At 41.5% G+C, this 18828-nt stretch carries 19 protein-coding genes; 8 read left to right on the top strand and 11 right to left on the bottom strand.

The genetic code is table 11. The features are described from left to right. Positions 1–256: 256 nt before the first annotated feature. The 3 genes from H6G08_RS02250 to hflX all read right to left on the bottom strand — a co-directional run bounded on the left by H6G08_RS02250 (position 257) and on the right by hflX (position 4364). Positions 257–1111, bottom strand: coding sequence for an exosortase-dependent surface protein XDP2 (locus H6G08_RS02250; protein WP_190538675.1), 855 nt, complete (start codon positions 1109–1111; stop codon positions 257–259). 741 nt (positions 1112–1852) lie between these two features. Beyond that, positions 1853–2509 (bottom strand): 2OG-Fe(II) oxygenase, encoded by a 657-nt coding sequence (locus tag H6G08_RS02245; protein WP_190538674.1) that lies wholly within the window; start codon positions 2507–2509, stop codon positions 1853–1855. Between the two features lie 109 nt (positions 2510–2618). Then, the gene (gene hflX / locus H6G08_RS02240) at positions 2619–4364 is read right to left on the bottom strand and encodes a GTPase HflX (RefSeq protein WP_190538761.1); all 1746 of its coding nucleotides are present in this window, start codon (positions 4362–4364) and stop codon (positions 2619–2621) included. Between the two features lie 56 nt (positions 4365–4420). Here hflX and H6G08_RS02235 point away from each other — a divergent pair, with 56 nt between their 5' ends. Further along, a complete protein-coding gene (locus H6G08_RS02235; protein ID WP_190538673.1) occupies positions 4421–4576 on the top strand; it encodes a hypothetical protein in 156 nt (51 codons plus the stop codon). Positions 4577–4759: 183 nt separating this feature from the next. After that, entirely contained in the window at positions 4760–4951 is a 192-nt protein-coding gene (locus H6G08_RS02230) for a DDE transposase family protein (protein WP_190538672.1), read from the top strand. Positions 4952–4970: 19 nt separating this feature from the next. Here H6G08_RS02230 and ctpC read toward each other — a convergent pair whose 3' ends face one another. Next, positions 4971–6254, bottom strand: a complete 1284-nt coding sequence (gene ctpC / locus H6G08_RS02225; protein WP_190538671.1) for a carboxyl-terminal processing protease CtpC — start codon at positions 6252–6254, stop codon at positions 4971–4973. A gap of 146 nt (positions 6255–6400) precedes the next feature. Then, positions 6401–7627 (bottom strand): (E)-4-hydroxy-3-methylbut-2-enyl-diphosphate synthase, encoded by a 1227-nt coding sequence (gene ispG, locus H6G08_RS02220; RefSeq protein WP_190538670.1) that lies wholly within the window; start codon positions 7625–7627, stop codon positions 6401–6403. A 351-nt stretch (positions 7628–7978) separates the two neighbouring features. On the opposite strand from ispG, the gene H6G08_RS02215 reads away from it, so the two are divergent. After that, complete coding sequence (locus tag H6G08_RS02215; RefSeq protein ID WP_190538669.1) at positions 7979–9019, top strand: cysteine hydrolase family protein; 1041 nt, start codon at positions 7979–7981, stop codon at positions 9017–9019. A 333-nt stretch (positions 9020–9352) separates the two neighbouring features. On the opposite strand, the gene H6G08_RS02210 is transcribed toward H6G08_RS02215, so the two are convergent. Continuing rightward, a complete protein-coding gene (locus H6G08_RS02210) occupies positions 9353–10231 on the bottom strand; it encodes a LysM peptidoglycan-binding domain-containing M23 family metallopeptidase (RefSeq protein ID WP_190538668.1) in 879 nt (292 codons plus the stop codon). A gap of 252 nt (positions 10232–10483) precedes the next feature. Here H6G08_RS02210 and H6G08_RS02205 point away from each other — a divergent pair, with 252 nt between their 5' ends. Next, on the top strand, positions 10484–11692 hold the full coding sequence (locus tag H6G08_RS02205; protein ID WP_190538667.1) for an HhoA/HhoB/HtrA family serine endopeptidase: 1209 nt from the start codon (positions 10484–10486) through the stop codon (positions 11690–11692). A 106-nt stretch (positions 11693–11798) separates the two neighbouring features. Here the strand turns inward: H6G08_RS02205 and H6G08_RS02200 are convergent, their stop codons facing one another. From H6G08_RS02200 to ispD, 4 genes are all read right to left on the bottom strand, one after another. Continuing rightward, positions 11799–12143, bottom strand: coding sequence for a DUF760 domain-containing protein (locus H6G08_RS02200; protein ID WP_096644047.1), 345 nt, complete (start codon positions 12141–12143; stop codon positions 11799–11801). Positions 12144–12608: 465 nt separating this feature from the next. Beyond that, positions 12609–13151 carry an SMC-Scp complex subunit ScpB gene (gene scpB, locus H6G08_RS02195; RefSeq protein ID WP_190538666.1) on the bottom strand — a complete coding sequence of 181 codons (543 nt, stop codon included), beginning with the start codon at positions 13149–13151 and terminating at the stop codon, positions 12609–12611. Positions 13152–13168: 17 nt separating this feature from the next. After that, on the bottom strand, positions 13169–13306 hold the full coding sequence (locus tag H6G08_RS02190; RefSeq protein ID WP_190538665.1) for a hypothetical protein: 138 nt from the start codon (positions 13304–13306) through the stop codon (positions 13169–13171). A gap of 82 nt (positions 13307–13388) precedes the next feature. Beyond that, positions 13389–14069, bottom strand: a complete 681-nt coding sequence (gene ispD / locus H6G08_RS02185) for a 2-C-methyl-D-erythritol 4-phosphate cytidylyltransferase (protein ID WP_190538664.1) — start codon at positions 14067–14069, stop codon at positions 13389–13391. Between the two features lie 69 nt (positions 14070–14138). On the opposite strand from ispD, the gene H6G08_RS02180 reads away from it, so the two are divergent. Continuing rightward, complete coding sequence (locus H6G08_RS02180) at positions 14139–15080, top strand: glycosyltransferase family 9 protein (protein ID WP_190538663.1); 942 nt, start codon at positions 14139–14141, stop codon at positions 15078–15080. Positions 15081–15631: 551 nt separating this feature from the next. Continuing rightward, positions 15632–16393 carry a hypothetical protein gene (locus H6G08_RS02175; RefSeq protein ID WP_190538662.1) on the top strand — a complete coding sequence of 254 codons (762 nt, stop codon included), beginning with the start codon at positions 15632–15634 and terminating at the stop codon, positions 16391–16393. Positions 16394–16526: 133 nt separating this feature from the next. On the opposite strand, the gene H6G08_RS02170 is transcribed toward H6G08_RS02175, so the two are convergent. Then, positions 16527–17000, bottom strand: a complete 474-nt coding sequence (locus H6G08_RS02170; RefSeq protein ID WP_190538760.1) for a CRR6 family NdhI maturation factor — start codon at positions 16998–17000, stop codon at positions 16527–16529. A gap of 505 nt (positions 17001–17505) precedes the next feature. Between H6G08_RS02170 and H6G08_RS02165 the strand changes: the two genes are divergently transcribed. Further along, positions 17506–17661: a hypothetical protein gene (locus H6G08_RS02165; RefSeq protein ID WP_190538661.1), complete on the top strand. Its 156-nt coding sequence runs from the start codon at positions 17506–17508 to the stop codon at positions 17659–17661. Between the two features lie 708 nt (positions 17662–18369). Continuing rightward, positions 18370–18816 (top strand): Fur family transcriptional regulator, encoded by a 447-nt coding sequence (locus H6G08_RS02160; protein WP_096647728.1) that lies wholly within the window; start codon positions 18370–18372, stop codon positions 18814–18816. The last annotated feature ends 12 nt before the right edge of the window (positions 18817–18828 follow it).

The following is an 18828-nucleotide window of genomic DNA, read 5'->3' as shown; positions in this document are numbered from 1 at the left end:
ATTGCACTTTCAATAGTGATAGCCTCAGCAACTATACGGTGATTACTCGGCTATTTAAATTTAATTTAAGTATTAACCGCTACTATTAAAACAACTTGTTGAGTATTAAAGCACTACTTGGCAATATTTTGGGTGATTAGTTACTGGTAGAATTTAGACTTGAGGATTTCCATTGAAATTTAGGAAATATACTCAGACTGGTCAATGTCCAGCAGATGTATTTTGCTGGACATTGTTCACCAGAAGAGAGAAAAATTTAAATTTGTACTAACAGCTTTTTCTTGAGTACTTTCAGCGTCGTCACTGCTAACGCCCCCAAGGCAACAATTGTACTAGGTTCAGGTACAGCTTGAGGAATATCAGCTTTTCTGGCAATGACTTTGAAATCAGGGCCGTTGAAACCGTTCTTACCTCCTTCAGCTAGCACTTGAATGCCTTTAATACCTGTGGTAGCTTGTCCATCGGTTAATCCTAGCTGCTTGAGACTGACTCCCCAAGAACCAACTTCTTGAGCACCACCAATTTCTTTCGTGTCAATCTTGTATCCAGCGCTTTGTTGAGTTGTTCTCGTCAGTTTTAAGAAGTTACCCAATAAATTGCCATTTTCATCAATGGCTTGAATCCCCAAGTCACTGTTCATACCCCGTTCCCAAAAGAAGAGGTTGTCTAAACCAGAACTATCTTGGCTAATAGTAGTATCGAACCAGAGGTTCATTTTAAAAGCCCCTTGGTCTTCAGTATCAATAATGTTGTTGAGGTTATTGTTACTCAAGTAAGCAACAATTTCCTCAGGTTTTGGAGCTTCGGCGACTGGTATATTGTTGGGTGTAGAAGCTCTATCACCTCTATCTGTACTGGCTGCACCAGTATTACCCCCTGTGTATTCAGGATTTTCTAATCCTGTAACTTTATTAACAAAGGAAAAATTACTAAATTCCTGATTTTTTCCTTCTTTATCCTGTTGAGTAATAGATTTTAACCAAATATTTGCTTTAGAGTTTGTAGATTGGCTAATATTAGTTGTAAAACTCGCTGCTTGAGCAGATGGGGCAAGCAGTAAACTGCTGCCAAAAGATATCAAAATTAAAGCGGATATGCGTTGAATGCTCATAATATGTATGTGGTTGTCATCCATCAACCTGTTACGTTTTGCCTGTAATCTCAAAAGATATGATTTTCTCACCGGAATCCAGCCAAGACTTGACAAACTTTTATCACAGAGTTTTGTAATTGTTGGGTACTGTCAACACTGATAGTTTCAGTGAAAGCTACTGCTAAGTTAGTGATGAATATAAATTGCCACAGATCGTGGAAAATAGTCTAGAGTTTTAGAGAGATTCATGAAATTTTTAATTTAGGCATTTAAAACTATCGGATTTTATGGAATACTTCCTGTTGGTTTACAATCGCCACGTGACTTTTTTGAGAAAACAAACAGTAAAATAACAGGTATAATTAACTGAATTATCGCTCGGATATGAATATCTTGCTTTTTAACTAGTCATATTCTCTAGCCCTGAATGTTAGGGCAAGCTACATCCTACTTAAACTTAATTCAGTATATATAGCCATCCTATTTGATATATCAACAAAAAGGACAAGGGAGACAAGGGGGACAAGGAGGACAAGGAAGATAGGTGTTTGTAACTCTTAAACGCATTGCTATATATAGCAATCCTATTTCAGGTTTACAAAATATCGTTTTTGCCTGTTGACTGTTGACTGTCAACGCTTAACAGTCAACAACTATAGATGTAATATTTCATAAATCATTGACGATTTCTATAGCAATACTGATAGAAAAATGCACTATACATGGCGATTTAAACTGTTATCTTTCTCCCGTAAGTAGTCAAACAACAGAGCGATTAACCCAGCCGTTAATAGTGAAGCGGCTATCTGCAAAAACTCTAGAGGGGCAAACTACAGGCAGTACTTCGTGCATGTAGCGGCTGAGAAAGAAGACAATACTATTATTTCGAGGCTCAACTTTTTGAAAAGAATCGGCATTTACATAAAAGCTATTGGCAATTTTGCTATCGTAAATCAGCAATTCTCCACCTGAGAAGTTTTTAGGTTCTTGATGAAAATAATAAACATAAGTAATTTCTCTCAGGCTAGTTTCTGGGCTACCATTATCATTATGAATTTTGTAATAATTACCATCATTATGGGCAGTGAGTTGGCTTTCAATATAATTGCTCGTAAATGCTGGGATAGCCAATTTATCGATTACTTCAGGTAAAACAGCTTCTATTTTCTGCAAAATTAATTGAGAAAAATCAGGGAAATAATAAAGCACCTTTGATTGACGATAATTTACTTCATTAGTAGAAGTACTGGTATTTACAAAGTTTGCTTCCTGTTGGCAAACATATTGGAGTAGTTGCTGATGTTCTTCTGAAGTGAGAAAGTTATCTATTTGTAGATATTTAGATGGCAAAATATTTATATTTTCACTTTCTACTATATCTGTTGTTGGTGGGCAGTTTTGGGCTTCTATAGTCATAATTATTAATATCTGTAGACAAAATATTTACATATATATAACAAATGCCGTAGTTAAATATAACTACAGCATTGTAATTAAAAGACAAAATTTACTAAATTTTTAGTATTTACCGCGAGTCAACAGCATATTGAATCAGCTGGGTTAAGCGATGGCGTAGGGTTTCTAATCCTAAACGCTGGCTAGCAGATATAAATACTGCTAAAGGAAACTCTTCTCGTGCTAAGGCTAGGGTTTCGCTGTTGACTTGGTCGATTTTGTTAAAAACCACTAGTGCTGGGCCTGGAGTCACGGGCATTTGGGCGAGAATGTCTCTAACTGAGCGAATATGGCTCAACCAAGCTGGATGAGACAAATCGACTAAATGCAGTAAAGCATCTGCTTCTGTGACTTCTTCTAAGGTAGCGCGAAAAGCATCCATTAGTGAGGCTGGCAATTCATGTATAAATCCTACTGTATCTGTCAGTAGAATCTCTTGGGTTTCACCTGTCTCGGCATAGGAAATTACTAGACGGCGCGTGGTAGGGTCAAGAGTTGCAAATAGCTGGTCGGCTGTATATACCTCCGCATTGGTGAGGGCATTGAGCAAGGTGGATTTACCAGCGTTGGTATAACCAACCAAAGCTACTGAGGGGACTTCTCGGTGCTGTCGGCGTTGGCGTAAACGGGAACGATGGGCTTGCAACTGGTTGACTTCTTGTTGCAATCGCGAAATCCGTCGCTGAATGGCGCGGCGTTCAGTTTCTAGTTTGGTTTCACCAGGGCCTCTAGTACCGATACCACCCCCTAATCGGGACATGGCTTGCCCTCTACCAGTCAGGCGGGGCAGCATATATTCTAGCTGTGCTAGTTCGACTTGTAATTTACCAGCACGGGACTGAGCGCGTTGGGCGAATATATCTAATATGACTTCGGTACGATCGACTACCCGAACGCCAATTTGGGCTTCTAGATTGCGGACTTGGGCGGGTGAGAGGTCGCGATCGAAGACGACGAGAGTTGCGCCTAAAGTTTGGGCTGTTAAGGCGACTTCTTGGACTTTACCTTCGCCAACGACTGTTTGGGGATGAATCCGCGATCGCTTTTGTTGTACTGTCTGTAAAACATCGCCCCCGGCTGTATCTACTAAACGTGCTAATTCCGCCAAGGTATCGTGGAATTCTAAATGACTCTTTTCGTCTGTCATCACTCCCACAATTAACACGCGATCGTGGTCGATATCTACTTGCTGGGCAACAAATTCGCGCTGAAATTCAGCTTCCAGATTTTCTACTAAATCGAGAAAATCCTGCTGTGTTAATTCATCCAAACTCATTGGTGGCGATACATTCCAGCTTGGCGACTGCACACCACTCGACCCAACTTTAGATAAATTCCCACTGGCCAGCACAGCCTGAGATTCCTGGGGTGTCAGGTGCGCTAAATAAGCTTCTTTGACATACCCAGTAGCGCCTCCACCTCGACGGGTAAATCCCGTGCCGGTAATATTTAGTACTACCAAAGCATCTAAACGTTGTAAAGCCATCGCTGTCAGCGCCCCGTCATTGGGTGGTTCTGACTTGAGGTGAGTGGCGATGCAACGAATACCGCTAAGTCGTTCTGCACCATAACGGGGCAATTCTAGGGGTGGGATTTGCGTCTGACGCGGTGTGCCTACCCCTACACGAATCACTTGTCCGCGACGGTTGAGGTAGGCACACACAGGCTGATTGATTTCTGTACTGATTGCTGCCAGTCGCTGGGAAAACTCGGACGTACTGATGCGATCGCCCGGTATGCGCTGGTGGTACAGCCGCTGTAGTTGCTTCAGCTGGCTGGACTTTAAACCTTGGAGATTTCCATAGATAGTCTCTATAGGCGTTTATGACCAGTTAATGGCCCTCCGAATCCTTCTATTGTTTATTTTACAACATGCCAAAAACAGCAAACTATATCTTCTGGGGTTTGCACTGTGCTTTAATAACATCTAGTTTAGGGCTGGGGATAAAAGACAGTCTCGATGAAATAAATTTCATCGCCTTGCATGAAACAGAAGGTGGACAAGGAAGAAATACAGCATATTTATAGGTAAATGAGGTACGCGCTTCGGGGCATGGCAGTGCCAATGCCCCTACAATCAACGATTATCTGTACCTCACCAAATTGCAATTCCCTGTAAATCTTTCAATTCCGCTATTCACCAAAAAATTTTACAACCAAACATCAAAATTTCTCTCCCCTAGTCCCTAGCCCCTATTATTAATTAAGCCTATGACTGATTCAACACAAGAAATTTGGTATGTTGTCAAGCGTCCTGCTGGCCATTGCGAGATCGTAGACAACTTAGATGGTGGGGAAGATAAGCCAGAAATTATTGAACAGTGGGGCCCCTTTTCATCCCAAGGAGAAGCGATCGCGCGTCGGGTAGGATTAATTAGGGCTGGTAAATGCCAACCCCAATAAAGTATAAAATTTACAATTTTTAATTTTTGCCCGTTGTCGTGGTACTTTGAGCCGTAATTTGCTTACCTAAAACTTCCACTGCTTTAGCAAATTGCGGATCTTCTTTTGTTGCCAATTTATCCCGCTCGTTGAGCCATAACTCTTGTCTTTGAGCATCGCTCAATTCTACCTTGACATCTGGATCTATCCCATGCTTGTTAATATCTTTACCGCTAGGAGTATGATATTTAGCAATTGTCACCGCTAATCCAGAGCCATCTTCCAGTGGGCGGACTGATTGTACTAAGCCTTTACCAAAGGTTTGAGTGCCTACCAAAGTAGCGCGTTTGTTATCTTGCAAAGCACCAGAGAGAATTTCACTGGCACTAGCTGAACCTTTATCAACTAAAATGACCAACGGCTTATTTGTTAAGGCGCGTCCATTGGCTACTTCCCGTTCTTGCTCGCCTTGGCGGTCAATAGTCGAGACGATAATCCCTTTATCTAGCCACATGCGGGCAATTTCGACGCTAGAGAATAGTAACCCACCAGGATTCCCCCGTAAATCCAAAATATAACCAACAACTTGTTTTTTTTCTAAACTTTTGATGGCATTTTGCATTTCTTTGCCAGCATTTGCACTGAATTGGTTCAAGCGAATGTAGCCAACAGTACCTGATGGTGTTTGTTTTTCCGAGAATTTAACTGGATGAATTTCAATCCGCGCGCGCTGGATTTCAAACTGTTTAGTTTGTCCGCTACGGCGAATGGTCAGTTTCACCTTGGTTCCAGCTTCGCCACGAATGAGGGATACAGCTTGGTTAGTATCCATCCCCTTGGTGCTTTTACCGTCGATTTGGAGAATTTCATCTTTGGCTAAAATCCCGGCTTTAAATGCGGGAGTATCCTCAATCGGGGCAATAACAACTAGCTGTTTGGTTTTTTCATCCTGACTAATTGTGATACCGATACCTGTGAGTTCTCCAGAGGTATCAACTTGCATATTTTTAAATTCTTCCGGGTCCATAAACCGGGTGTAGGGGTCATCCAGCTTCTTCAGCATTTCCCGGATGGACTTATATGCTTCCTTTTTACTGCTGTAATTCTTATTTAAATACTCCTTGCGTACAGCCTGCCAATCTACTTGATTAAAAGTAGCGTCTACGTATTGGCGCTGAACTACTTGCCAAACCTCATCTATCAATTCCTTGGGACTGTTATTTAAAGCCTGACCTCGCGAGTGAATGCCCAGGCTTGTAATAGCAATAGTTGAGAGCGTCACTGCAGTAGCACCCAAAACCAGCCTACTTTTTGTAATCACCATAATGACAGCTGCGCCAGAGGAAAAATTTTGTATAGTCAGTATGCTCAATGTAACACAGGGTATCACTGTGACACAGAAACATGTATTCTTATTACAGCAAAATACTTGGCAATCCGGCGACCATCAGGGTCGCCGTTGGCAAAATCTTAAGGATCTACCCAGCGTCCATCAGACTTGATGAGATTAATTAATTCCTCTACACCTTGGTCTTCTGGGACTTTTTTAATTTCTTCTCTACCACGATATAAAGAAATATAACCGGGAGTTTTACCTACATAGCCATAGTCCGCATCTGCCATTTCACCAGGGCCATTTACAATACAACCCATAACGGCTATATCTAGCCCAGTTAAGTGTTTAGTTGCTTCTCTGACTTTGTGCAGTACTTCTTCCAGGTTAAATAAGGTGCGTCCGCAAGAAGGACAAGCGACATATTCCACCATTGTTTTGCGCAATCCCAAGGCTTGGAGAATGCTATAGCAAACGGGAATTTCTTTTTCTGGTGCTTCTGTTAATGAGACGCGGATTGTATCGCCAATGCCATCAGCGAGTAAGGTAGCAATACCAGCAGTAGATTTAATTCGCCCGTATTCCCCATCTCCAGCTTCGGTGACACCCAAATGTAGGGGATATTCCATACCCAATTCATCCATGCGCTTGGCCATGAGACGATAGGCGGCTACCATGACTGGGACGCGGGAAGCTTTCATGGAAATGACTAAATTATGGAAATTTAGCGATTCACAAATGCGAATGAATTCTAAAGCTGATTCCACCATCCCCTCTGGGGTATCGCCGTAGGTAAATAACATTCTCTCAGCCAGAGAACCATGATTTACCCCGATGCGCATGGCTTTACCTTGATCTCTTAAGGAGACAACTAACGGCTCTAAAGTTTCGCGGATTTTTTCGCCAATTTCATCAAATTCGGCTTTGGTGTATTCACTTCTATTGGCATTTGGTTTTTCAAACACATACAAACCGGGATTAATACGTACTTTTTCGATGTGTTTAGCAACTTCTAAAGCAATTTTCATCCCATTGTGATGCACATCAGCAACGATGGGTACGTCTTGATAGGTTTGCAGGAGTTTTTGTTTAATTTCCGCTAAAGCTTTGGCATGAGCCAGACTAGGCACAGTAACACGCACAATTTCGCAGCCAATCTCGTGCAGACGACGAATAGCTGCCACAGATCCATCGATATCTAGGGTGTCTTCATTAATCATTGACTGGACTACTACAGGGTAGCCACCGCCAATGGTGACATTTCCCACCTTTACCGGACGAGTTTTACGGCGCTTGATTGTTGTATCAAAGGTGAGTTCGCTAGATGTGGTGTTTACAGTTGTAACTGTGGGCAGAGTTTGCATAACCGCATTAGGTAAATTTGCTGTAGCGAAAATATCAAATTTCGATTTCTCTGTTTTTCAGATTGCCACAGTTAGGGCGATTTTAGTCAATGTGGGAGTAAAAAAATAAGAAACAGAGACAGGGGTAGAAATAAAGCAGATTTATCGGCTTTGATCTCGACGGAAAATAGAGGATTTACCAAGCTTTGTGATGAGTTGGCGATCGCTCTGTTACTGAGTTATTAATGTTATCATCAAAGCCAATTATTTTAGGAAATCAACTTGCATCAGCTTTGTCTATGAAATAAATAAAGGCGCAGCTTTAATTACTACGGTAATTCAGGAGTATATAATTATCATCTCAATTCAAATATGAATACTCAAACCAATAGCCAACTCCCAATTCCGCCACAGTTTCACCCCGATACAGTGGGTTCAGTCTGGCGCGTACCCTACCAAGAAATTGCTGCTCAAGCGGAAGCATGGGCAAAACAATATAATATTCAACCAAGCTCTAGCGATAAAACTCGGATTTGTTTACTGTTAATTGATGTTCAAAATACTTTTTGTATTCCTGAATTTGAATTATTTGTTGGGGGTAAATCGGGTAATGGAGCAGTAGAAGATAATCAGCGCTTGTGTGAATTCATTTATCGTCATTTAGGGGTAATTACAACCATTACCCCAACCTTGGATACCCACACAGCGATGCAAATCTTCCATCCCATTTTTTGGATAAATCAAGCTGGCGAACATCCAATACCAGCAGCTACAAATATTACCTTATCTGATATCGAAAAAGGGATTTGGCAAGTGAATCCTGTAGTCGCTAATAGTATTACTCAGGGCGATTATCAACTATTAGAAAAACATGCCTATCACTATGTTAAACAGCTAAGTCAAGATGGTAAATATCCTCTGACTGTTTGGCCTTATCATTCCATGTTAGGCGGTATTGGTCATGCTTTAGTTTCTGCAGTAGAAGCAGCAATTTTCTTTCATTGTATTGCGCGCCAGAGTCAAACCCAATTTGAAATTAAGGGCGATAATCCTTTAACGGAGAACTATTCTGTTTTACGCCCAGAAGTTTTAATAGATTTTGCCCAAAATCCTCTAGCACAAAAGAATACGCGCTTAATTCAGCAACTTTTAAACTTTGATGCTGTGATTATTGGCGGTCAAGCTAAAAGTCATTGTGTTGCTTGGACAATTGACGATTTATTAACAGAAATTCAACAAATAGATGCGAATTTAGCGAAAAAAGTTTACCTGTTGGAGGATTGTACTTCGCCTGTGGTTGTTCCGGGGGTTGTTGACTATACGGAACAAGCTGATGCAGCTTTTAGTAGGTTTGCTGCTGCGGGGATGCATGTTGTCAAATCTACTGATGTGATGCAATTTATTTTGAGTTAAGAATTGGTTGATACTAATTTATTAATTTGTTTATTTGGGAAGCTGCACAAAAGATAATTTTCTGAAACGCAAAGGTACGCTAAGGTTAGCGCAAAGGTACGCAGAGTTTTTTAAGTTCTATATCTCCTGGTATGCTGGTTAAGGTTAAGAAAGGTAGTAGAAATAATGGTTTTATGGTTTGATTTTTGCTAATTGCTATTAGTTCTAGGTCAGTCGGCGGGAATAAACCAAACTATGTTACGCAATGTGAACATACTTGAAATCCTTACCAATGACAAATGACAAATGACAAATGACAAACCTCGCCAGTTGTCTTTAATTACACTGCACTACTTATTTCTTTAAATAACCTTTGGGATCTTGGGCTACCCAACCAACGGATGAACTAGAACGCATTTCAAAATGTAGGTGAGGTTGTTTGGCTGCGGGTTGTCCAGTTGTACCGACGGTTCCTAACAAGTCTCCTTTTTTGACTTGTTGACCAGCAGTTACTTTAATAGTATCAAGATGGGCGTAGCGACTTTGAAGTCCGCCATCGTGATTGATAATGACTAATTTGCCATAACTAGCTTGTTCGCGGGCAAAGGCGACGGTTCCAGGGGCGATCGCTTGTACTGGTGTACCAATAGCCGCAAATAAGTCTACGCCACTGTGGAAAAAGACTTCACCAGAATTAGGATTAACTTGCCAGCCATAGGGTAAAGCTACTGTAGTCACGGCTGGTAAAGGATAGCCACTAATTTGGCTAGATGGCTGATTTGCTGCCGGCGGTGCAGTGATAACGCGAGTTGAAGCCCCATTGATCCCAGGAACAAAGACAATTCGGGGATCTTTTTGACAGCCATTAATTTCAAACATGGCATCAGCACGCACTTTATATTTGGCTGCTACTTGTCGCCAAGTTTGGCCTTGAGGCACTTCAACCACAATTCCATTGTAGGGAGCAATCTGAAGTTCGCTACCAACAGTTACAGTGCCGTTTTTCACATTAGGATTCATACTGATAATAGTTGCCGGACTGAGGTTATAGCGCTGGGCTATAGTCTCTAGCGTTTCGCCACGAGCAACTATATGGCGCTGGAACCGAGATAGGGCTGGAGTTGGGCAACTCTCTACACCAGCTTTAGCACTTTGTCCGCCCGAAAAGATAAATCCTAGCCCCAAAGTGCTGACTAAACCACAGATAAACATTAGACGGTAGGGACGATTCATGTCTACCAGTAAACAGAGGGTCAATATTTAAAATCTAAATTAGATTTTAAATGAGGTACTGGGGAGTAGAAGTGGATTAGGAGTTAGTAGTTCCCCAGAAATTTTGTGCAAGGCGATTGAGAGAAATTAAAATTACTTAATATCTCTCTACATTTTCTTTAATTTCCTGTGAAGTTGATCTATCCACTTGTTATTTGCTTGACTAAACTTAGAAATTAGCAACTGCATTGCTGTCCTGTGAGTGAAATTATTATGAAGTTATCCTTAAAGCAGCTGGCCGTATATATATCTTTACTGTTAATTGGTGGTGGTGCAGGTTTGTTAGGTAGTCGTTATTTCCTGCCAAAAAGGTACTCTTTTCAGGAATTAAGAAATGTCACCGCAGCTTTACCGCCAGAAACCGCAGCACCTAGTCCAGTTGCCGGGCCTATAGGCACCACTGGGGGCGATAATGTGAATTTTATTGCTACGGCTGTGCAAAAAGTCGGCCCGGCGGTGGTAAGAATTAATGCCACCCGTAAAGTAGCTAATCCAATTTCGGATGCTTTAAAAAATCCGCTATTGCGGCGATTTTTTGGCGAAGATGAGCAACCAATGCCGGAAGAGCGAATTGAACGCGGTACGGGTTCAGGATTTATCTTAAGTGCTAACGGCGAGTTATTAACTAATGCTCACGTAGTGGCTGATACAGACACGGTACAAGTTACCCTCAAGGATGGACGGTCATTTGAGGGTAAGGTTTTGGGTGTCGATGCGGTGACAGATGTGGCTGTGGTGAAAATTCCCGCGAGTAAATTACCTACTGTCAAACTAGGGACTTCGCAAAACTTGATTCCCGGTCAATGGGCGATCGCAATTGGCAATCCTTTGGGTTTAGATAATACTGTGACAATTGGCATTATTAGCGCTACCGATCGCACTAGCGCTCAAGTTGGCGTTCCCGAAAAGCGAGTTAGCTTTATTCAAACTGACGCAGCAATCAACCCTGGTAACTCTGGCGGGCCTTTGCTCAACGCCCAAGGCGAGGTGATTGGCGTGAATACGGCAATTCGGGCTGATGCTCAAGGTTTGGGCTTTGCTATCCCCATTGAAACTGCTGCGCGGATTGCGAATGAACTTTTTACCAAAGGGCGTGTCGAACATCCTTATTTGGGAGTGGAAATGACCGATTTAACTCCCACGAAAAAGCAGCAGATTAATCAAGAAAATCAGCTTAATATTCAGCAAGATGCTGGTGTTGTCATTAAAGGTACTCTGGATGATTCCCCAGCCAAACAAGCCGGACTACTTCCTGGCGATGTAATTCAAAAAATTAACGGCAAGCCAGTTAAAACCTCGGCGCAAGTGCAGAGGCTAGTCGAGTCAAGCTCAGTGGGAGACATTCTAGAAATCGAAGTCAACCGCAACGGCAAAACTCAAACATTCAAAGTGCAATCAGGGGCTTATCCTCATAAGAAGTAGTCAGGTAGAGAACAGAGGATACAACTGAGTAGTTGATTGTTGATTGTTGATTGTTGATTGTTGACAACTGACAACTGACAACTGACAACTAACAACTGACTCTTATCTATTGATTAGATAAATGATCTAACTGCATCCTCTGTTCCATCTGGCGCAGGAAATAGCCTGTCATCATTGCCGATGCTAAAAGACCCGCTAGATTTTCCCGATCGGTTGTGATTTGCACGTTGAAATTTTCAGGGGGTAGCATTCCCACAAGTCCTTGGACGTTTTGCGAAATAATTTGCTTAATTTCGGGGCTTACGGACTGGGCAACGCGAGCTAAAACTTCAGGCGACTGATGCTGTAGATATTTCAGCAGCTGATTGGGATTTTCCTCAAAGTAGTCGTTTAGAAGCTGGTTGGCTTGTTCCTCAGAGTTGTCATTAAGAAAGTCGGGATTAAACTCCATTGGCAGTGTTTTGTAGCTTAGTTGCTGATTCTACTCTAAACCATAGTACAAGGGTAGTGCATTCCCCACGGGTATAAGCCCTTGGCTCTATCTTGGGGTAGGTTGAATTGGGCAGAGGAGCAGGGAGCAGGGAGCAGGGGAGACAAGGAGAGAAGTCTGAGCGCCGGCTTCCGGCGATCAGAACTTCGGAGGGACAAGGAGGACAAGGAGGACAAGGAGGACAAGGAATTTTAGATTTTGCGAAAAGTCGGAGCGCCAGCTTCCGGCGATCTGTTAGCGCAGCGTAAAGCCTTCGGCATAGCTTCGCTTAGAGCGACGCAGGAGCGTCACTTTTCAAGACAGATTTGCGATGCATGGATTCCAATCTAAAATCTAAAATCCAAAATCCAAAATTGTTTCGATGCCCAATGCCCGATGCCCAATGCCCGATGCCTATGTCAAAAATATACCTCACAACCACACAACTTATTCTGCTACTGCCTCGGCTTCCAGTTCTAAATTTAGCTCTAATTGTTGCTCTTTTTGAGTTGTGGCTAATATTTGAGGCAGTTGCTCGATTTGAAAATACTGATGAAATTTCGGCGTTACTTGTAACGAATAAGACCGAGAATCGCTGTCTCGGCGTTTTTTGACGAAACCAAGTTCCACTAGTTCGGGAACGTGTTGATATACTCCTGAACCGCGCAGGTTAATTAAGTCGGTTTGCAGTATGGGGCTATTAAGGGCGATCGCGGCTAAAGTCCGTAATGCACCTAAACCCAATTCTACAGGGATGAGAGTTTGTACTAAATCGTGAAAATCAGACCGCAATTGCAAACTATAACCATTTGCTGTCTCTACGACTTCTAAAGCGCTATCGCGGCGGGCATATTCGTCCATCAGTTCAATTATGCCTTCCTCAACTGTAGCGCGATCGCACGCGGCATACTCGGCTATTTCACCGAGCGACAAGGGCTTACCCTTTAAATAGAGAATTGCTTCTATCTTCGTCGCTGTGGCTGTAGTCATTAGTCCAGAGTCAATAGTCAATAGTCAATAGTCAATAGCAACTGACAAGTGACCAGAGTGGAGTTACAAGTTTGAGGGATTATATCATTGACAATATGTTTTGTCAATGGCATGGGGCATTGGGCATGGGGCATTGGGCATGGGGCATTGGGCATGGGGCATTGGGCATTTGTCGTCCCCCTTGTCCCCCTTGTCCCCCTTGTCCCCCTTGTCCCCCTTGTCTCCCTTCCCTAGCCCCTATTCCCTGCTTTTGAGAATAAATTCCGCGATCGCTAAATCTTGGGGAGTGGTCACTTTCAAATTAGTCTCCTCACCTGGGACTATGCGCACTTCGATACCACACTTTTCAAATAAAGCTGCATCGTCAGTTACTTCCCAACCTTCTTGCACGCCTTTGGCATGGCATTCTTTTAATAACTTCACATCAAATCCTTGAGGAGTTTGTGCTGCCCATAATTGGCTGCGGTCGGGGGTACTTTGGATTATGCCACGTTCATCTACAACTTTGATAGTGTCTTTGACGGGGATGGCAGCAATTAAGCCCGGACAATGGCGAATAGCTTCAGCACAGGCGTTAAGTAAATCTGGCGTGGCTAGACATCTCGCGCCATCGTGAATTAAAACTTGCTCTGCGGCGGCTGGTAGCGCCTGCAAGCCATTGTAAACCGACTCTTGCCTGGTAGAGCCTCCTTGAATAAATTCCACGGGTTTAGTCAGCTTTAAATCAGCGACAATTTCCCGAAAATCATCCCAATCATCAGGTTGAGAGATAATGCCAATCCAAGTGATGCTAGTTGCCGCTTCGGCGGCTTTGAGAGTCCAAGTAATTAGCGGTTGCGATCGCACTTTGAGTAGGAGTTTATTGCGATCGCTCCCCATTCTTCGTCCGATGCCTGCAGCTGGAATTAGTAAATACACAGAATTCTTCAATCTTTTGGCTATATATTTTCCCCTAAAATAGGGAGCGAGTAAGCGTCAATAAATATTATGCGAGTAGTAGCCCTTGTACCTGGCGGAATTGGCGAGCAAATTCTTTTGTTTCCGACTTTAGACGATCTGAAGCGTTCTTATCCCAATGCGCAGATCGATGTCGTAGTGGAACCCCGGTCAAAGGCTGCCTACCGGGTTAGCAAGTCAGTTAACGAGGTACTTTCCTTTGATTTCAGAGATCGTAACAGTTTGGCAGATTGGAGTAACTTGGTGGGCATAATTCGCGATCGCGAGTACGATGTCGCCATTACTATCGGTAGAAGCTGGTTAGTTGGTCTTTTGCTTTGGTTAACGGGAATTCCCACCAGAATTGGCTATCAAGGTAAAGGAGCAGCTTTTCTCACCAAAACTCTACCTTTCAACCCTGCTCAATATTTGCCAGCACTTTACCATAACTTGCTGCAAGGCTTTGGCATTCAGTCCTCTTGTCCAGAATTAGCTGTGAATGTGCCGAAACCAGATATTGAGTGGGCACAAAAAGAACAACAACGCCTGGGAGTCAATGAAACCGGTTATGTGTTGATTCATCCTGGTTCTAGCCAATTGTCGCCCATCTATCCGGCAAGTAGCTGGCAGCAGATTATTCAAGAATTTCAACAAAAGCAGCCAGATTTGCCGATAGTTCTCGTGCAAACAGTTGAGGATGAGCCGATTGTGCGATCGCTTTTGGAATCTTGTCATCATCTTAAAGTGACAGCCCCAGGCAATATCGGTAAGCTGGCCGCGATCGTTGGGGGTGCAAGTTTGCTGCTGACTACTGACAGCATCGCCCTGCAACTCAGCGTTGCTGTACAAACTTATACCATTGCTTTGTTTGGCGATACGGAGCCAGCACAGCTATTACCTCAGAGCGAGAAATTTTTGGGGATCAAATCTGCGACAGGCAAATTAGCAGATATTCCACCTAAAGTAATTTTAGAGAAAGTTTTAGGTGGCTAAATCCGCATTTAAGACCAAAACAAAAGACAAAAGACAATTATTCTTAGCTTTTGTCATGTTTGTTAAATTGGTAGTGGACTTAATTTCTTAAATGAATTTCGGGGGATCGTTACTCGCTACTGTTTGTCACCCAACAACTGATCTGTTGATGTTATTAAATCCGCTACAATGTAGCGGATTTAAATTTATGTATTAACCCGGAACATATACATAAAATCTCAAGTAGATGTCAATCCTGACTAGAGTAGCTTTTGAGCAAAATAAATTTATTTTTATGTATTTTCTCAAATACCGTTAGCTTCGCCAAATTTTTGGGAAATATACAAATTGGATTCATCCAATCCTCTATTGACATTAAAACTAAAGACTAACAACCTCAGTCTTGATAATTGAGGTTAATTGGCTTTTGGGCGATCGCATGTTTACTCAAGCACCGAATTTGTTCAGCATATAAGTGAATCTAACGCCCCAAATTACTCTTTAATAGTCACCCTATGGTCTTTAGATAGGTGCATGTACGGTGAATTTTGATCTATCAAAAGGAAAAATAGATGGCGATTCGATTGCATGGCTTTCTTAGCAGTCCTAAGCGTTACATTCAGATTGAAAGTCAGCTATATCATATAACTGGAATTTTTCAAAGAATTCTTAACTTTCAACACTTGCATGGCTGCAACTTTGCTGACGTTCACAATGCTTATTACGAATTAGAAGCAGAGGGAACAATAACTTTTTATCAAGCACGAACAGATAAAACTAGTGAGTCAGGTATTTGGACATATCTTGTGTTTGAATGTCAAGAAGGTGAAGAGAAAATATACCGCGAACCTGCGATTAATACCAGCATTAATCCTTTACAGCAACTATTAGCTGGTGAAAAACTCACTCAATTTACCCTGGATATTAACGAATATCTTAAATATCAAGATAATGAATCTGAATATTTAGATATTCAACTGCCTGATGATTGGAATAATGAATTAGGCAAAGAAATCGCCAAGTTGCTGCTAGAAGAAGTCAAAGCCTTCAAATCCTCATCCTTATTTACAGAAAATATCGGTAAAGAATATAGACAGGCTAGTCTAGATGGATTCATTCAAGCAGCACAAGAAATTCTCGCTAAAAAGGGTACTCTCAAAGATTTTGAATCTGCTCAATATGAAGTATTAAATAAGATTCAAACTTATGATATTGCTAATTTAATTATTGCCTATAACGATTATCGGCTCTGGCAAGCTGCCTTACCTAGCAAATCTAAAGCTGTCGAATTTGCATTTAATACTGCATTAAGTTTGATATGTCGGATTAATTAAATATGGTCAATGGTCAATGGTCAATAGTCCATAGTCCATAGTCAAAATTACAGCGTATTTCAGGTAACTTTGTAGGGGCAAGGCACTGCCTTGCCCTAACAATTATCTATACCTAACTTGCAATCTACTATATTTAAAAAGCTTCAAAGAAAGCGTCATCTAATTCGTAACCTAGCATTTGTGCCAGAGATTTCAGTCGCGATTGCACTGGGAGATTTTGCTGTTTTAGCCAATCACTTAAAACAAAAATTTTGTGCATCAAAAATATCTCTAAGGCTTCAGGATTATACTGAATACCTTCTTTAGCACTAAATTGGTGTGGTACCAGCATGGCGGTATAACGGGCAAACTCGCCTGCTTTCCAGTCTAATAAAAATGGTAACCAGGGATATTTAGCATCTAAACGGACAAACCACAGCCGCACCTCCGGAATCTCGGAAATTTCTCTGGGATCTCCTGGCTCTAAATCGTATTTAATATCAAAGCGCAGTTGCTGTTCTTGGGATGCGATCGCGCCTTCTTGCAATAATTGTTCAATCAGCGTTGCGGCGGGCGACAGATCCAGACGGTTAATGGAATCAGTGTTGATTGCGATCGTGATTGTCATTGACTCAGCAGCTACTTTTTTTATACTCAACTGTAGGCTCGACAATCCACAGTAGCAGTTTTTAGGTAGCGATGCTAGATTCGCTCTGTTATTTTCATGGATAAAATTAAAGACGCGATAAATATCGCGCCCTGTAACGTCTTTGTCTATTTGCCGAAATTTAAAGAACAATTCTTCGCTTAAAAGTTACTGGCATTCATTTCACCTCTAGGCAAACCTCCTGTTGAAAAGATAGGTAGTCTACAGCTAAGAATCACATCTTGTTACCTTTGCAGTGTATTCACCCGTAGAGTATGCCACTAACAATTGCGCTTTCATTATTCATACTTCAAAGGTATAAACTTTGCGCTTTGCATACATCTGTCAGTTGTAATTTTTTTGATATAGTTATTACTCCATAAAAATTACACAGTAAATACTGAAAGCGCAGCTAACTCATACTCATAAGTTAAATCTTCTGCTTTCTGTATTTACCTGTTAGACATTATGTAAATATGCGGAAGTTATGTTAATACGTGAATATGCGGAAATTTTGCTGATTTTCCCAATGGTTTCCGTGTTAATTACATTACGATTTTCCGTTGGTGATGCTATGCCGAAAAGATTATTTTCTTTACTCAGAGTAATTATCTTGTTTCAAAGAGATTATCATGCAATTTGAGTTTTAGGAACCTAATCTTAAAAGGTTTAATGCAATTACATACTTAATAGCCAATGGTCAATAGTCAATGTTTAAGAAATTCTAGATAGTCAACTCTTGTACGGTGAAGTTTAATTTTATAATAAGTATCTAAAATAACTCGCTAATAATAATCGCCGTATTTATATTTAACACAATGTTATTTTTGTAACTAAAACAATTGTCTGATCTTATTAGACTAATATTCAGGTTAGAGAATAATCCGGCACAAAGGATATTACTTTAACCCTCAAAGCAATACCGCTAAATCGGCTGAAGCGAAATTATTTTTGATTTTTTTGACACTTGCATTAGTTCTCATGCAAAGCTAGCCTTGTACTGGTATCGGATGTTTCCTCTACTCTCTCTGTTTTATGTCAGCGAATCATGAGAATATCTTTCTTCCCTAGCCCAACTCTAGAGTATTTACTCCGCACAAGTGACACATCAGGCCTTTGGTGGACATTACCAACCAATTTAAGCTAAAGTTGTAATGAGTTTGTTTTAGATTAGGAAGAGTAAAACGACCTCAACAAATAAACAATCTTTAGCTTGACTTGTAATTTCCCCAGCGATTAACAGCAACTACACACTCAAGGTAAAAAGTAGTAACGTCTTCGCATATAAGTAAGAATATTCAATTTACCTTAAATGGGGAAAACTACCCCAACTGTTAACAAACTTAAAAATATGCCAAAACAAGCAGTAACTACAAAACCAATTCGTTCTTTAGAAGATGCTCTTGAGCAGTGTCAGTTGTTAGGAATGCGTGTGAGCCGCCAGCGTCGCTTTATTCTAGAATTACTTTGGCAAGCTAACGAGCATCTTTCTGCTAGAGAAATTTACGATCGCCTGAATCAGCAAGGTAAAGATATCGGTCATACTTCTGTCTACCAAAACCTAGAAGCTTTATCTAGTCAAGGTATCATCGAATGTATTGAACGTTGTGACGGGCGTTTATACGGTAATATCAGTGATTCTCATAGCCATGTTAACTGTGTGGATACGAATCAAATTCTGGATGTTCATATAGAACTACCAGAAGAATTTATTCGTCAAGTTGAACAGCAAACGGGAGTAAAGATTACTGATTACAGCATTAATTTTTATGGTTATCGCAATTCACAAGCAAGTTGATTAGCTGGATTC

This window comes from Calothrix anomala FACHB-343 (genome assembly GCF_014696435.1).
Classification (GTDB): domain Bacteria; phylum Cyanobacteriota; class Cyanobacteriia; order Cyanobacteriales; family Nostocaceae; genus Aulosira; species Aulosira anomala_A.
Note: the sequence above shows the minus strand (reverse complement) of the source record. Positions and strands in the feature narration are given on the sequence as shown.